The 14,896-nt window shown below is 32.3% G+C and carries 16 protein-coding genes and 2 tRNA genes; 6 read left to right on the top strand and 12 right to left on the bottom strand.

All coding sequences use genetic code 11. From position 1 onward, the window contains the following. Positions 1-385: 385 nt before the first annotated feature. Both G6N05_RS14085 and G6N05_RS14080 read left to right on the top strand, forming a co-directional pair. Positions 386-880 (top strand): RNA polymerase sigma factor, encoded by a 495-nt coding sequence (locus G6N05_RS14085; RefSeq protein ID WP_091315763.1) that lies wholly within the window; start codon positions 386-388, stop codon positions 878-880. A 3-nt stretch (positions 881-883) separates the two neighbouring features. After that, positions 884-1,501, top strand: coding sequence for a hypothetical protein (locus G6N05_RS14080; RefSeq protein ID WP_166131008.1), 618 nt, complete (start codon positions 884-886; stop codon positions 1,499-1,501). 91 nt (positions 1,502-1,592) lie between these two features. Here G6N05_RS14080 and G6N05_RS14075 read toward each other — a convergent pair whose 3' ends face one another. Together G6N05_RS14075 and G6N05_RS14070 are read right to left on the bottom strand one after the other, a co-directional pair. Beyond that, positions 1,593-2,396, bottom strand: coding sequence for a lysophospholipid acyltransferase family protein (locus G6N05_RS14075; protein WP_166131005.1), 804 nt, complete (start codon positions 2,394-2,396; stop codon positions 1,593-1,595). Positions 2,397-2,440: 44 nt separating this feature from the next. Then, on the bottom strand, positions 2,441-3,082 hold the full coding sequence (locus tag G6N05_RS14070) for an NUDIX hydrolase (protein ID WP_166131000.1): 642 nt from the start codon (positions 3,080-3,082) through the stop codon (positions 2,441-2,443). A gap of 44 nt (positions 3,083-3,126) precedes the next feature. On the opposite strand from G6N05_RS14070, the gene G6N05_RS14065 reads away from it, so the two are divergent. Beyond that, positions 3,127-3,570 (top strand): DUF4268 domain-containing protein, encoded by a 444-nt coding sequence (locus G6N05_RS14065; protein ID WP_166130997.1) that lies wholly within the window; start codon positions 3,127-3,129, stop codon positions 3,568-3,570. Between the two features lie 112 nt (positions 3,571-3,682). Here G6N05_RS14065 and G6N05_RS14060 read toward each other — a convergent pair whose 3' ends face one another. From G6N05_RS14060 to idi, 10 genes are all read right to left on the bottom strand, one after another. Then, positions 3,683-5,479 (bottom strand): acyl-CoA dehydrogenase family protein, encoded by a 1,797-nt coding sequence (locus G6N05_RS14060; protein WP_166130959.1) that lies wholly within the window; start codon positions 5,477-5,479, stop codon positions 3,683-3,685. Positions 5,480-5,563: 84 nt separating this feature from the next. Beyond that, positions 5,564-6,745: a thiolase family protein gene (locus tag G6N05_RS14055; protein ID WP_166130955.1), complete on the bottom strand. Its 1,182-nt coding sequence runs from the start codon at positions 6,743-6,745 to the stop codon at positions 5,564-5,566. Between the two features lie 95 nt (positions 6,746-6,840). Next, complete coding sequence (locus G6N05_RS14050) at positions 6,841-9,231, bottom strand: 3-hydroxyacyl-CoA dehydrogenase/enoyl-CoA hydratase family protein (protein ID WP_166130952.1); 2,391 nt, start codon at positions 9,229-9,231, stop codon at positions 6,841-6,843. Between the two features lie 27 nt (positions 9,232-9,258). Beyond that, the gene (locus tag G6N05_RS14045) at positions 9,259-9,714 is read right to left on the bottom strand and encodes a MarR family winged helix-turn-helix transcriptional regulator (protein WP_166130949.1); all 456 of its coding nucleotides are present in this window, start codon (positions 9,712-9,714) and stop codon (positions 9,259-9,261) included. A gap of 228 nt (positions 9,715-9,942) precedes the next feature. After that, a tRNA-Thr gene (locus tag G6N05_RS14040) sits at positions 9,943-10,016 on the bottom strand. A gap of 72 nt (positions 10,017-10,088) precedes the next feature. Beyond that, a tRNA-Thr gene (locus tag G6N05_RS14035) sits at positions 10,089-10,162 on the bottom strand. Between the two features lie 76 nt (positions 10,163-10,238). Beyond that, complete coding sequence (locus tag G6N05_RS14030; RefSeq protein WP_091315735.1) at positions 10,239-10,508, bottom strand: hypothetical protein; 270 nt, start codon at positions 10,506-10,508, stop codon at positions 10,239-10,241. Between the two features lie 57 nt (positions 10,509-10,565). Beyond that, on the bottom strand, positions 10,566-11,525 hold the full coding sequence (locus G6N05_RS14025; protein WP_166130946.1) for a type I phosphomannose isomerase catalytic subunit: 960 nt from the start codon (positions 11,523-11,525) through the stop codon (positions 10,566-10,568). Beyond that, positions 11,526-11,936 carry a 6-pyruvoyl trahydropterin synthase family protein gene (locus G6N05_RS14020; protein ID WP_166130943.1) on the bottom strand — a complete coding sequence of 137 codons (411 nt, stop codon included), beginning with the start codon at positions 11,934-11,936 and terminating at the stop codon, positions 11,526-11,528. Continuing rightward, positions 11,933-12,478 carry an isopentenyl-diphosphate Delta-isomerase gene (gene idi / locus G6N05_RS14015; protein ID WP_166130939.1) on the bottom strand — a complete coding sequence of 182 codons (546 nt, stop codon included), beginning with the start codon at positions 12,476-12,478 and terminating at the stop codon, positions 11,933-11,935. Before idi ends, G6N05_RS14020 begins: the two co-directional genes overlap by 4 nt. Before the next feature lie 152 nt (positions 12,479-12,630). Here idi and G6N05_RS14010 point away from each other — a divergent pair, with 152 nt between their 5' ends. From G6N05_RS14010 to G6N05_RS14000, 3 genes are read left to right on the top strand one after another with little or no spacing between them, the layout of a single operon-like run. Further along, positions 12,631-13,401 carry a ParA family protein gene (locus G6N05_RS14010; RefSeq protein ID WP_166130935.1) on the top strand — a complete coding sequence of 257 codons (771 nt, stop codon included), beginning with the start codon at positions 12,631-12,633 and terminating at the stop codon, positions 13,399-13,401. Further along, complete coding sequence (locus tag G6N05_RS14005; protein ID WP_166130931.1) at positions 13,401-14,300, top strand: ParB/RepB/Spo0J family partition protein; 900 nt, start codon at positions 13,401-13,403, stop codon at positions 14,298-14,300. Before G6N05_RS14010 ends, G6N05_RS14005 begins: the two co-directional genes overlap by 1 nt. After that, complete coding sequence (locus tag G6N05_RS14000) at positions 14,300-14,863, top strand: DUF5683 domain-containing protein (protein WP_166130928.1); 564 nt, start codon at positions 14,300-14,302, stop codon at positions 14,861-14,863. The genes G6N05_RS14005 and G6N05_RS14000 overlap by 1 nt, the downstream gene beginning before the upstream one ends. Positions 14,864-14,896: the final 33 nt, after the last annotated feature.

The raw sequence follows: 14,896 nt of genomic DNA, 5'->3' as shown, positions 1-14,896 counted from the left end.
AGAAATAGGCACACAGATTATACAGATTTCGAAGATGCAATTAGATTTTTTTGAAACACATAGGCACAATAGAATTTTTAATATAATTAGGCGCTTTGCTAAATAAAGATAACATAGTTAAGAAAATGGATGTTTCGGAACACAGATTAGAGAAATTTAAGAAATCTTTATGTTCATAAAAATCAATATCATTATATTATTTAAAACATATAAGTCATATAAGTTTTTTTTGAACCACTTAGTTTATTTAGTTTATCATAAAAAAAAGGCGCTTCGCTTGAATAGTTCCTATAAGTTTTGAAAATTGAAATTGATTTTAGAAATTGATATTGAAATTTGTTTATGATCTTTGTAACAAAAACTACTACACAGCTACTTATTAGTTATGAAATCTGAATCGGAAGAAAGTTTCGTTAAACAATTAAAAGCAAATCAGAATATTGTCCACAAAATTTGTAGGCTATATACTTCTGACCAAGACTCGCACAATGATTTATTTCAGGAAATCACCATTCAGTTATGGAAGGCTTTCCCGAAATTTAGAGGCGAATCTAAATTTACAACTTGGGCGTATCGTGTTGGGTTGAATACCGCTATTACTTTATATCGAAAGAAAAAAAGGAGCATTGAAACGACACCTTTTGACACAGAATTTCACAGAATAAAAACGGACGAATATAATTTCGAAGAAGAAGAACAACTAAAATTAATGTATAAAGCCATTGCCGAGTTGAATGATATTGACAAAGCTTTGATTTTTTTATATTTAGAAGATAAAGATTACACTGAAATTTCCGAAACACTGGGAATTAGTGAAGTGAATGCGCGAGTGAAAATGAACAGGATTAAAGGGAAACTTAAAAAAATATTAAATCCGTAACCTATGGATGAATTAGAATTATTAAAAAAAGACTGGAAGAAAAACGATGGGCAATTTAAACAAGTTTCTGAAAATGAAATTTACGGCATGTTGCACAAAAGTTCGTCTTCTATTGTGAAATGGATATTTATCATTAGTATTGTTGAATTTTTAATTTTACGACTAATGGATTTATCTTTATTTTTCGATGAAAATTTAAAGAACAAACTGAAGCAAATTCATATTTATGATATCGAAAAAACAGCTACAATAATAAATATGGTTGTTTTGTTAGGATTTATATTTTATTTCTATAAGAATTTAAAAAATATAAGCGCAACTTCATCTGTAAGTAATTTAATGAAAGACATTATTAAAACTAGAAGAATTGTAAAATATTATGTTTGGTATAATTTAGTCATTGCTGGAATAACTGGAATGATTGTTATATACTTTCAAAGTAAATATGACAACAACTTAAATGTTCTTTTAGAAAAGTATGAAAGTGTCTTTATTGTTTGTTGTATCTTATTAGTCTTATTTCTAATATTAATATTCTATTTATTTTATAAAGTGCTATATGGTTTCTTATTACGTAGACTAAAACGCAATTACAACGAATTACAGAAAATAGAGTATTAAAAAAAATGTTTGTCATTCTGAACTAGTTTCAGAATCTCAAACATTTTTTTTTAGAATCTGAAACTAGTTCAGATTGACAAGAAGATAAATTCTAATATTTCCATTGACGTTCTTTGTCTAGTTTTACTTCTTCTTCTAGAATTTCTTGTGGAATTACTTTTAAAAACGAAGCGTGTTGTTCGATGGCGTATTCTATTTGCTCTACAATTTTTTCAATCGAATCGTTTTCGTAATCTATTTCTAACGGAGGTTTAATTTCCATGGATTGCAAAATTCCTTTTTTCTTTACGAATAATCCTTTTCTATCAAACGATCTTCTGAATCCATCAATTACAATTGGAACAACTATAGGCTTATGCTGTTTGATAATATGTGCCGTTCCTTTACGAACCGGTTTGAAGGAACGAGTTGTGCCTTGCGGAAACGTAATTACCCAACCATCTTCTAAAGCGATTTTAATATTTTCTGTATCGTTTGGATTGACTTCTCTTTGTACATCTTTACCTTCTGCACGCCAAGTTCTTTCTACAGTAATTGCTCCAATGTAAGACAAAATTCTTGGTAACAAACCTTCTGTCATGGTTTCTTTAGCTGCCACATAATAGATGTTTAGCTTCGGTTCCCATAAGTAAAAAACATTTTTAATATTGTCTTCTCTACCTTTTAATGCTGCATTGAATACATGAAACATAGCGGTTACATCTGCAAAATACGTTTGGTGATTTGAAATAAAAAGTACATTCGTATCTGGTAAACTTCTAATAATTTCAGAACCATCAATTTGTAAATTATTGAAACTTCTGTATCTAGAATGGGTAATCGCACCAAAAATACGAATCAGCCATTTTTTGATAAATAATATATGTCCGAATGGATTTCTTTTAAATAATCCCATAAGTTTAACGTTTATAAAAGGGTTGCAAATTTAGCAATTTTCTATTACTTCACTGCGTTTTTAAACAACTCTTTTAATTCACTGAGCATCATAGCAGTAGCGCCCCAAACCACATATTTCTCTACTTGAAAAGCAGGAACATCAATATTTGTAGCATAAGAAGTTGTCATTTTCGTTTGCACAATAATTTCATCATTAAGTAATTGATGAATAGGTAATTCCAAAACGCGTTTCACCTCATCTGGATTAGGAGTGAACTCTAAATTTTCAGTTGAAAAACCTAAATAAGGCGTGACCAAAAAATTACTTGGTGGAATATATATTTCGCTACATTGTCGGATTACCTCAACTTTATGCATAGCTACACCTACTTCTTCTTCTGTTTCTCTAAGTGCTGTAATTTCAAGAGTTCCATCTTCCAATTCTTCCTTTCCACCAGGAAAACCAATTTGCGAAGAATGAACGCCGGGATAGGTATTTCGGACAATCAAAGCCAAATGTGCGATATCATTTTTTGGATACACCAACATTAAAACCGCAGCATTTCTGGGTTTCTTTTCTGTGTACGATTTATCCTTAAGATAAGTTATTCTTTCCAAAGGTGCCATTTTTATGTGCGCATCTGTGGCTAACAACTTTTCTTTCTTTAAATTTGCAATATTATTTATAAAGTGACTGAAATCCATTTTTAGTTTTCTAATTTATAAAGTTACAAAAAATATTCACAAAAATGTATAGTAAAGACGACGCGCAATTAATAAAAAAAGAATTTTGGTCCACTTTCGGAAACGAGTATCCAAGAAAATGGTTATTGTATAATACCAAAATTAAAGATGTGACGTTTAAGTTTAATGTCGACAATAAAAAAGCATACGTTATGCTGGATATTGAACCAAAAGATGAAAACAAACGAAAAATTTATTTCGAAAAAGTGGAATCCTTAAAAGATATTTTGAGAGAAGAATTTTTGCCAGATGTGATGTTCGATCGAGACCATTATTTAGAAAGCGGGAAAATTATCAGTCGGGTTTGGGTGGAACTTTCAGATGTGAGTTTGAACCGAAAAACCGATTGGGAAACGATTTTTAATTTTTTTTATGATAAGATGGAAGCTTTTGAACGTTTCTTTTATGAGAATGAAGATTACATTAAAGATTTAGAGGTGAATACATAGTTGGAAGCTGGAAGCTGGAAGATGGAAGATGGAAGATGGAAGTTGGAAGGCAAATACAGAAATAAAAAAAGTCCTGATTTCTCAGGACTTTTTTATACAAACAAACTAATAATTAAAAACAGTAATTGTTTTCTGCGATTACTTTAGCGGCAATTTGCTCACGTAATTTCACTACGTTTGGCATATTTACATATTTTGTATAACGGCGTAATCCCATTAACATCATACGTTGTTCGTCGCCTTCAGCAAAAGAAACAATTCCTTCTTTTCCTTTTTGAGTTACAACATCTACAGCGTTGTATAAATATAATTGTGTCATTGCTATTTGATCAGCTACTTTATCAGCACCTAATTTTTTAGCCATTTTTTCTGTTCTTAACAAAGCACTTTCTGCCATGTAAATTTCAATTAACATATCTGAAGCAGCCATTAATAATTGTTGGTGTGCTTCTAATTCAGCTCCAAATTTTTGAACTGCTGCTCCAGCCACCATTAAAAATGCTTTTTTCAGTTTACCAACCATTTCTTTTTCTTCTGCTAATAATTCTGTGTAATCTGGTATATCAAAAGATGGAATTCCCATTAATTCTTCGGCAACAGCCATAGCTGGACCTAATAAATCAACATGACCTTTCATCGCTTTTTTAACCAACATTCCTACAGAAAGCATACGATTGATTTCGTTTGTACCTTCGTAAATACGAGCAATACGAGCATCTCTCCAAGCTGATTCCATTGGTGTATCTTCAGAGAATCCCATTCCTCCAAAAATTTGAATTCCTTCATCTGTACAATGTTGTACATCTTCTGAAACCGCCACTTTTAAGATAGAACATTCAATTGCATATTCTTCCACTCCTTTTAATTCTGCATCTTGGTGCGTATTTCCTTCTGCTTCACGCGCTTCAATTCTGTTTTGAATATCTCCAGCAGCTCTATAAGTCGCACTTTCATCTACATAACAATTCGCTGCCATTTCAGCAATTTTTGCTTGAATCGCACCGAAACTAGAAATTGGCACATTAAACTGCATTCTTTCGTTTGCATATTTTACAGCTCCAGAAATTGTTCTTCTTTGTGCTTCTAAACATGCAGCTGCTAATTTAATACGTCCAACATTTAAAGCATTCATGGCAATTTTGAAACCTTCACCTCTTCCTGCTAGCATATTTTCAACTGGAACTTTAGTTTCATTATAAAAAACTTGTCGAGTTGAACTTGCTCTAATTCCTAATTTATGTTCTTCTTCACCTAAAGTGATTCCGTTTAAATTTTCTCTATCGTATTCCACAATAAAACCTGTGATGTTTTTATCATCTTCGATACGAGCAAAAACAATCATTACATTACAAAAACCTGCGTTTGAAATCCACATTTTTTGTCCTGAAATTAAATAATGTTTTCCATCAGCAGATAAAACCGCTTTCGTTTTTCCAGAATTTGCATCAGAACCTGCGCCTGGTTCTGTTAAACAGTATGAACCAAACCATTCACCTGAAGCTAATTTTGGTACATATTTTTGTTTTTGTTCTTCTGTTCCGTACAATGTAATTGGCATTGTTCCAATTCCTGTATGCGCACCGAAAGCCGTTGAAAAAGAACCTGTTGCACCGGAAATATAATCACAAACTAAAGCTGTGTTTACAAATCCCATTCCTAATCCGCCATACGCTTCTGGAACAGCAACTCCTAAGAATCCTAATGCTCCAGCATTTCTCATACATTGTTCGGTGTACGCGTAATCTTTTTTCTCAAATTTATCTTTATGTGCCCAAAGTTCTTTATCTACGAATTCTTTTACAGAATCACGCATCATAATTTGCTCTTCGTTAAAATCTTCTGGTGTGAAAACGTTTTCACATTTTGTTTCTTTTACTAAAAACTGACCACCTCTTGTTATGTCTTCCATTTTTAAAATATTTTAAAGTTTTTATTTTGGAACAGAGTATTAAAAATTTCACTGATTCTTAAATCTGTGTCCCACTATTTATTTTTACATTAATTCATAAATTCCGGCAGTTCCTTGTCCAGTTCCGACACACATAGAAACAATACCGTATTTTGATTTTCTTAATTTCATTTCTTCGAATAATTGTACTGATAATTTTGCACCTGTACAACCAAGTGGATGACCTAAAGCAATCGCACCACCATTTACATTGATGATATCTGGATTTAAACCTAATTCGCGAGTTACTGCTAAAGCTTGAGAAGCGAAGGCTTCATTCAATTCAATTAAATCGATATCTTTTAAAGTTAATCCTGCTTGAGATAAAGCTTTTGGAATAGCTTTTACTGGTCCGATTCCCATAATTCTTGGTTCAACACCTGCAGAAGCAAAGTTGACTAAACGTGCAATAGGTTCTAAGTTTAATTCTTTCACCATTTCTTCACTCATCACTAAAACGAAAGCAGCACCATCACTCATTTGAGAAGAATTTCCTGCCGTAACAGATCCATCCGCAGCAAATACTGGTTTTAAATTCGCTAAAGCTTCTACTGTAGTTCCAAATCTTGGACCTTCATCTTTTGAAACAACATACGATTTTGTTTCTTTTTTACCGTTTTCGTTTACAAACGTTTGCTCTATATTAATTGGTACAATTTGGCTATCGAATTTTCCATCTGCTTGCGCTTTTAAGGCTTTCATATGTGATTCGAATGCAAATTTATCTTGATCTTCTCTTGAAATGTTGAATTGTTTCGCAACGGCTTCAGCTGTTAAACCCATTCCCCAATAGTAATCTTCATTACCAGCAGCTGCGACTTTATAATCTGGAGTTGGTTTGTAACCACCCATTGGAATATAACTCATACTTTCCGCTCCACCCGCAATGATACAATGTGCCATTCCTGATTGGATTTTTGCAGTTGCCATTCCGATAGTTTCTAAACCTGAAGCACAATATCTATTCACAGTTACACCAGGTACATCGTTTACCTTTAATCCCATTAAAGAAATTAAACGACCAACATTTAAACCTTGTTCTGCTTCTGGCATGGCGTTACCAACCATTACGTCATCAATACGTGTTTTATCGAAATTTGGCAATTGCGCCATCATGTGTTCGATAGTTTCTGCGGCTAATTCGTCAGGTCTTTTAAAACGAAATAAACCTTTTGGTGCTTTTCCTACTGCAGTTCGGTAAGCGGATACTATATATGCTGTTTTCATATTATTTATTTTTTTATGGAACACAGATTGGAGAAATTCGAGAAATCTAAAAAATTATTAAAATCTCTCAGATTTCTTTAATCTGTGTTTCGAAATTAATTTCTCAAAGGCTTCCCTTTAGTTAACATAAACTGAACACGTTCTAATGTTTTTCTTTCTGTACATAATGACAAGAAAGCTTCACGTTCTAAATCCAATAAATATTGTTCAGAAACTAAAGTTGGTTCAGATAAATCACCACCCGCCATAACGTAAGCTAGTTTGTTGGCAATTTTTTGATCATGTTCTGAAATATATTGTCCAGCTACCATTTGGTCTGTTCCTACTAAGAACATTCCTAATGCTTGTTTCCCTAATACTTTAACATCCGTTCTTCTTACAGGTTGTGTATAACCTTGATTTGCCATTTGAAGAGCGACTTGTTTTGCTGTAGCAATTTGTCTGTCTTTATTAACCACAACAATATCTCTTCCTTTTTGAAGCACACCGATATCGAAACCTTCATAAGCAGAAGTAGCGACTTTCGCCATACCAACAGTTAAGAAATATTCTTGTAAAACATTTAGTTCCACATCATTTTTTCTAAATAAATCTGATGCACGAAGCGCCATTTCTTTAGAACCACCACCGCCAGGAATTACACCAACACCAAATTCTACTAATCCGATATAAGTTTCCGCGGCAGCAACTGCTCTATCAGCGTGCATCGTTAATTCGCAACCACCACCAAGTGTCATTCCGTGAGGAGCAGCAATTACTGGAATAGAAGAATAACGACAACGCATCATCGTGTCTTGGAACATTTTGATAGCCATGTTTAATTCGTCATATTCTTGCTCAACGGCTAACATGAAGATCATCGCTAAATTCGCACCAACAGAAAAATTTGTTCCTTGATTTCCGATAACTAAACCTTCGTACCCTTTTTCAGCCATATCGATAGCTTTGTTGATACCTTGTAAAACGCCAGCACCAATAGAATTCATTTTAGACGTAAATTCTAAATTGATAATTCCGTCACCTAAATCGGTAATAATACTTTCGCTGTTATTCCACACTTTTTTGCTTTCGCGAATGTTGTCTAGAATAATAAAAGCATCTTGTCCTGGAATTTTTGCTGTTTGTTTTGTATCTATATTGTAGAAATAGGTCGCACCTTCTTTTATAGAATAGAAAGACGTATTTCCTGAAGCTAGCATATCAGTTACCCAACTTGCTGGTTGATACCCTTCTGCTTGCATTAATTCAATTCCTTTTTGAACTCCGATAGCATCCCAAATTTCGAATGGACCATTTTCCCAACCGAAACCAGCTTTCATCGCATCGTCAATTTTGTAAAAGGCATCTGTGATTTCTGGAATTCTGTTCGAACAATAGGTAAACATTGAAGCGAAGTTTTTACGGTAAAATTCTCCCGCTTTATCTTTTCCTGTGATTAACACTTTGAATCTATCAATTGGTTTATCGATAGTTTTTGTTAATTCTAGTGTTGCGAATGAAGCTTTTTTAGCCGCACGATATTCTAGAGTGTCTAAATCTAAAGACAAAATTTCTTTCCCTTCTTTTTTATAGAATCCTTGATTGGTTTTGCTTCCCAACCATTTATTTTCCATCATTTTATTGATGAATTCTGGTAATTTGAATAAGTCTAAAACTTCGTCTGTTTTACAATTATCGTAAATTCCATTAGCTACGTGAACTAAAGTATCTAAACCAACTACATCCACAGTTCGGAAAGTTGCCGATTTTGGACGACCAATAACTGGTCCGGTTAATTTATCCACTTCTTCGATGGTTAAACCCATTTCTTTTACTTGGTGAAACAAGCTCATGATTCCGAAGATTCCGATTCTGTTTCCGATAAAAGCAGGAGTGTCTTTAGCAACTACTGAAGTTTTTCCTAAGAATTTTTCTCCATAACCGTTTAAGAAATCTAAAACTTCAGATGAAGTTTGTGGTCCTGGAATAATTTCGAATAATTTTAAATAACGTGCTGGATTGAAGAAATGCGTTCCACAGAAATGTTTTTGAAAGTCTTCACTTCTACCTTCACTCATAAAGTGAATTGGAATTCCAGATGTGTTTGATGTGATTAAAGTTCCTGGTTTACGGAATTTTTCAATTTGTTCGAAAACGCTTTGTTTGATATCTAAACGTTCTACAACCACTTCAATAATCCAATCGCAAGAAGCGATTTTCGCCATATCATCTGTTGTATTTCCAGTAGAAATTCTACTAGCAAAACTTTGATGATAAATTGGAGATGGTTTTGATTTTAACGCATTAGCTAAATGGTCGTTTACCAATCTGTTTCGAACTACTTTACTTTCTAAAGTTAATCCTTTTTTTGTTTCTGCTTCTGTTAATTCTCTTGGCGCAATATCTAATAGAAGAACTTCTACTCCGATGTTTGCAAAATGACAAGCAATTCCGCTTCCCATAATTCCTGAACCAATAACAGCAACTTTTTTAATATTACGTTTCATACGTTTTATGTATTATATATATTGTGTTTACTTGTTTGATAAGATATTTTTATCAAAAATTTCTTTCTCTAGAATTTGTTCATTTATAATTTCGGCCACTTCCATAAAGTTTTGAAGTTGGGCTTCCGTAATTTTAGTTTTGATCACTTCATTGAATTGAAGTACTGTTTTTTTAGACAATTCACGTTTTAGTTTTCCTTCTTCTGTAAGAAAGATTAAAACGCCTCTTCCGTCTGCAGGATTTTTTTTACGAACGATTAATCCTCGTTCTTCCATCGACTTTAAAGTTCTTGTTAAACTTGTCGCTTCCATTCCCATTCTTGGTCCTAAAGCTGTTGATGGAATACCTTTATCTTTATCAATACTTAACAAAGCAAATCCTGTAGCCATTGTCGCACCATATTTAGCCGCTTCTTCGTTATACATTTTGGCAACAGTTTGCCAAGTATACCTTAAAACGTAATCAATTGTTTTGTCTTGCATAAAGTATTTTTTTTCAAATATAGAAAAAAATACTATGCATGCATAGTATTTATATAAAATTTTTCATTTATTCTGAAAAAAAATCTGTTTAGTAAAATTACGAAAAAAAAGAAAACGAAAATTATTTAAAAAACAATAAAACGTTAAATTATAAAATGAAGGAAAGTAGGTAGAATTTTAGAAATGGTATAAAATAAAAAAAGGCAATCTTTCGATTACCTTTTTTTGAGCCAGTGGAGGGACTCGAACCCACGACCTGCTGATTACAAATCAGCTGCTCTAGCCAGCTGAGCTACACCGGCAAAATGCCTTATCTACAATATGAATTTCCTTAAAAAAAGGAAAAAAGGTAACCCTAAGATTACCTTTTTCTGAGCCAGTGGAGGGACTCGAACCCACGACCTGCTGATTACAAATCAGCTGCTCTAGCCAGCTGAGCTACACCGGCGACTCATATTGCAGTGCAAATATAGCCTTGAATTTTTAATTTGCAAAAAAAATAATTGTTTTTTTTGCCTTTTTTTTTAGTTTAATTCGTTCACTTTTGCAACAAATTGATTTGCAGCAACTTCGAATTCTTCCTTAACTAATTTGTAATGTGCTTTTTTATTTTCAACATCTTTTTGGTTAACTTTTACCATCAATGCATCAAATGCATCGTAAATATCTCCTACTAAAGCCTCTGAAGATTCAGTTGGTTTTCCGCCAGAAGTCATTTCCCAAATGTATACTATGTTTAAGATATCTCCTAAAACGTAGTTTATTTCTTTTTTCAAGTTTTTAACGCTTGCCATTTTGTTATTTTTAAAAATTATGGTGCAAAAGTAAACAATATATTGATACGCTGCTAATTAAATTGTAATTTCCAACAGTGAAGTTTCTCCAATAATTTGAAATTCTTCTAATGCAGCTGGAATTAAAACCGTATTACCTTTTTTAAATTTTGATTTTGAATCTGGTGTAACTAACACAAAACTACCTTCAGTACACATAAAAACAGTAAAGGATTCCTTTTTCTTATTCCAATTATAATTTCCTGAAACTTCTAAAATATTAGTTGTAAAAAACGGACATTGAACTAGATTAACACTTTCGTTTGGTTGGTTTTTATATTGTACTTTGGTTTTGGTTTTATCATAATTGATTGCTTCAACGGCTAAATCTGTATGTAATTCTCTACTATTTCCGTTTGCATCAAGTCTATCCCAATCATATAACCTATAAGTAATATCACTCGTTTGTTGAATTTCAGCAATTAAAACTCCAGCACCAATGGCATGAACTGTACCAGTTCCCAAGAAAAACGTATCTCCTTTTTTAACAGAGGTTTCATTCAGAATAGTAACTAAAGTTTTATCTTCTAAATGTTTTAAATAATCTTTTTTATTTGTTGATTCTTTGAAACCAATAACCAATCTTGCATTTTCATCAGCTTGCATTACATACCACATTTCTGTTTTACCAAAAGAATTATGCCTCTTTTTAGCCAATTCGTCATTTGGATGTACTTGAATAGATAAATCCTCTTTAGCATCTAAAAACTTGAAAAGCAATGGAAAAACAAATCCGTATTTTTCAATACAATTTTTACCTAATATTTCTGTTGGATATTTTTTAATTAATTCATTTAAATTTAGTCCAGTAAATTCTCCATTAGAAACCACACTAACATCATTAGTTACAGTTGACAACTCCCAACTTTCGCCAATAAAATTAGCCTCAAAAGATTTATTTAAAAAATCTTTCAACTTCGTTCCGCCCCAAATTCTCTCTTTATAAATGGGTTCAAATGTTAGTGGATATAACTTCATTTAATTTCCACTATAGGTTACAAAATTTCTTGGTGTTTCATATAAAACCACCTCTAAATCGTATTTAATTTCGATTTGATTTCTCAATTTTTGCCAAATAACTACTGAAATATTTTCGGCAGTTGGATTTAAATTTTCAAATTCAGGTACATCTAAATTAAGATTTTTGTGATCAAAAGCATCTTCAATATGTAGTTTAATTAAATCCGATAAAATTTTCACATCCATAATATAGCCCGTTTCTGGGCTAATTTCACCAGTAACACTGACAATTAATTCGTAGTTATGGCCGTGAAAATTTGGATTGTTACATTTTCCAAATACCGCATCGTTCTTTTCCATAGACCAGTCTTTACGATATAATCTATGCGCAGCGTTAAAATGTGCTTTTCTACTTATTTTTGCTCTCAATTTATATTTTTTTTGGCTGTTAAATTTTCATCAAAATGATGATAAAATTCTTCAAAAATTATTTTAAACCAAACAGTATAAATGTCTGGATTTTCAATCATATCGTTTTTAATGTCTTCAATTTTCATCCATTTCCAACTTTCCACTTCATCTTCATTAATAAAAGGAAAATCGTTATAATAACCTATCATTACATGATCTAATTCGTGTTCTGTTAATCCGTTATCAAAAGGTGCTTTGTAAATAAAATGAAACATTTCTTTTAATTCCGTTTCAAAACCCATTTCTTCGCGAAGACGTCTTGTTCCTGCTTGAATATTGTTCTCATTTTCACGTTGGTGACTACAACACGTGTTCGTCCACAATAAAGGTGAATGGTATTTATGATGCGCGCGTTGTTGTAACATCAGCTCATTTTTATCATTCAAAATAAAAACAGAAAAAGCTCTATGCAACAACGCTTTCTCATGTGCTTCTAGCTTATTCATTAACCCAATTGGATTATCATTTGTGTCCACTAAAATAACTTTTTCTTCTACCACTCTGGAAAATTTTAGATGTCAAATTTACAAAAAAAATAATTTTAATAGCAAAGATACACTGAAATAAAGAGTTTAACGCAATGTTAATAAAATTGGGTTGGTTATACCATAAATAATTGTATTTTTACGCTTCGAAAATTTTAAAAGAAAAAATGGGTAAAATCATTGCAATTGCCAATCAAAAGGGTGGTGTAGGAAAAACAACAACTTCAATAAATCTTGCCGCTGCTTTAGGTGTTTTAGAGAAAAAAGTTTTATTAATAGATGCAGATCCGCAAGCTAACGCTAGTTCTGGATTAGGAATTGATGTGGAAACCGTAGAAATTGGAACCTATCAAATATTAGAACATAGTAACAAAGCTGAAGATGGTGTAATTGCTACTACTGCTCCAAATGTTTGGATAATTCCAGCGCATATTGACTTAGTTGCCATTGAAATTGAATTGGTTGACAAAGAAAATAGAGAATACATGCTGAAACAAGCATTAAACGACATAAAAGAAGAATACGATTATATTATTATTGATTGCGCACCATCTTTAGGTTTGTTAACTTTAAATGCTTTAACTGCTGCCGATAGTGTTGTGATTCCAATTCAGTGTGAATATTTTGCCTTGGAAGGTTTAGGGAAATTATTGAATACAATAAAAAGCGTACAAAAAATTCACAATCCAGCTTTAGATATTGAAGGCTTACTTTTAACTATGTACGATTCTCGTTTACGTTTATCAAACCAAGTAGTGGAAGAAGTTCAGAAGCATTTTAACAACATGGTGTTCTCAACTATAATTCAAAGAAATATTAAATTAAGTGAAGCTCCGAGTTTTGGGGAAAGTATCATTAATTATGATGCCACTAGCAAAGGTGCAACCAATTACTTAAATTTAGCAGAAGAAATTATCAAGAAAAACAGTACTATATAATGACAAAAGCAGTAAAAAAACCTGTATTAGGAAGAGGATTATCGGCACTTTTAAGTGATCCTTCAAACGATATTAAGTCGGTTGAGGATAAAGGTGCAGATAAAGTTGTAGGCAGCATCATTGAACTTGATATTAATTTTATTGAAATCAATCCGTTTCAACCAAGAACTAATTTCAATGAAGAAACTTTACAAGAATTAGCCAAATCCATCAAAGAAGTTGGTGTAATTCAACCAATTACTGTTAGAAAATTAGAATTTAATAAATACCAATTAATTTCTGGAGAACGAAGATTACGTGCTTCAAAATTATTAGGTCTTTCTACAATTCCCGCATACATCAGATTAGCGAACGATAACGAATCGTTAATCATGGCATTAGTAGAAAATATACAACGTCACGATTTAGATCCGATTGAAGTTGCTATTTCTTATCAAAGATTAATTGAAGAAGTAAATTTAACTCAGGAAGAAATGAGTGAACGTGTGGGTAAAAAACGTTCTACTATTACGAACTACTTACGTTTATTAAAATTAGATCCAATCATTCAAACTGGAATGAGAGATGGTTTTATTTCGATGGGACATGGTAGAGCATTAATTAACATTGAAGATCAAGACGCTCAAAGCGATATTTATCATACTGTTGTTACTCAGAATTTATCTGTTAGAGATACGGAAGCTTTAGTGAAGAAATACCAAGAAGGTTTAAAACCAAAAACAGGCAAACCAGCTTCAACAAAATCTTTTGAAATTCCTACAGAACAAAAGAAAACGTTCGCTGATTTCTTTGGTGCTAAAGTAGATGTAAATGTTGCCGCTAATGGTAAAGGAAAAATTTCAATTCCTTTTCATTCGGAAGAAGACTTTAATAGAATTATGAAATTAATCAACAACTAGTGAAGCAACTTCTATACATATTTGTTTTTTTATTTTTGGGTGCTCCATTATCAGTTGCTCAAAATAAAGAATTGAAAATAGAAACAAAACAAACTGTAAAAGGTGACATTAATCCGTTATCGCCAGCAAAAGCTGCTTTTTATTCTGCAATTTTACCAGGATTAGGACAAGCCTATAACAAACGGTATTGGAAAATCCCTATTGTATATGGAGCCATTGGCGCTGGAGTATATTTTATTGTAGATAGCAACAAAAAGCACAATCAATATAGAAACGAATACAAAAAACGTTTGATAAATGGTGGAGCAGACACATCTGATCCAACTTTTGGTAAATTATCTGACGAAAGCGTTATTCGTGGTCAAAAATTCTATCAAAAAAACAGAGATTTATCGGTACTTATTACAGGTGCTTTATACATTTTAAATATTGTTGATGCTAATGTTGATGCTCATTTACTACAATTTAACGTAAATGACGATTTATCTTTAAAACCAGACTTACAAACCAACCCTTATACTTACAAACAAGATGTTGGATTTACGTTAACGTATCAATTTTAACATTGCTTTAAGTAACAATTTCTTTAAAACAAT

Origin of the sequence: Flavobacterium bernardetii (genome assembly GCF_011305415.1) — a bacterium.
GTDB lineage: Bacteria > Bacteroidota > Bacteroidia > Flavobacteriales > Flavobacteriaceae > Flavobacterium > Flavobacterium bernardetii.
The sequence above is the reverse complement of the archived record's forward strand: the minus strand, read 5'-3'. Positions and strand labels throughout refer to the sequence as shown.

Excerpts from the sequence above, each read along its gene's own strand:
- G6N05_RS14005 (WP_166130931.1), top strand. The coding sequence starts at position 13,401 with ATGACAAAAGCAGTAAAAAAACCTGTATTAGGAAGAGGATTATCGGCA.
- G6N05_RS14045 (WP_166130949.1), bottom strand. The coding sequence starts at position 9,714 with ATGCAAGACAAAACAATTGATTACGTTTTAAGGTATACTTGGCAAACT.
- G6N05_RS14075 (WP_166131005.1), bottom strand. The coding sequence starts at position 2,396 with ATGGGATTATTTAAAAGAAATCCATTCGGACATATATTATTTATCAAA.
- G6N05_RS14060 (WP_166130959.1), bottom strand. The coding sequence starts at position 5,479 with ATGGAAGACATAACAAGAGGTGGTCAGTTTTTAGTAAAAGAAACAAAA.
- G6N05_RS14085 (WP_091315763.1), top strand. The coding sequence starts at position 386 with ATGAAATCTGAATCGGAAGAAAGTTTCGTTAAACAATTAAAAGCAAAT.
- G6N05_RS14070 (WP_166131000.1), bottom strand. The coding sequence starts at position 3,082 with ATGGATTTCAGTCACTTTATAAATAATATTGCAAATTTAAAGAAAGAA.
- G6N05_RS14030 (WP_091315735.1), bottom strand. The coding sequence starts at position 10,508 with ATGGCAAGCGTTAAAAACTTGAAAAAAGAAATAAACTACGTTTTAGGA.
- G6N05_RS14010 (WP_166130935.1), top strand. The coding sequence starts at position 12,631 with ATGGGTAAAATCATTGCAATTGCCAATCAAAAGGGTGGTGTAGGAAAA.
- G6N05_RS14065 (WP_166130997.1), top strand. The coding sequence starts at position 3,127 with ATGTATAGTAAAGACGACGCGCAATTAATAAAAAAAGAATTTTGGTCC.
- G6N05_RS14025 (WP_166130946.1), bottom strand. The coding sequence starts at position 11,525 with ATGAAGTTATATCCACTAACATTTGAACCCATTTATAAAGAGAGAATT.
- G6N05_RS14080 (WP_166131008.1), top strand. The coding sequence starts at position 884 with ATGGATGAATTAGAATTATTAAAAAAAGACTGGAAGAAAAACGATGGG.
- G6N05_RS14055 (WP_166130955.1), bottom strand. The coding sequence starts at position 6,745 with ATGAAAACAGCATATATAGTATCCGCTTACCGAACTGCAGTAGGAAAA.
- G6N05_RS14050 (WP_166130952.1), bottom strand. The coding sequence starts at position 9,231 with ATGAAACGTAATATTAAAAAAGTTGCTGTTATTGGTTCAGGAATTATG.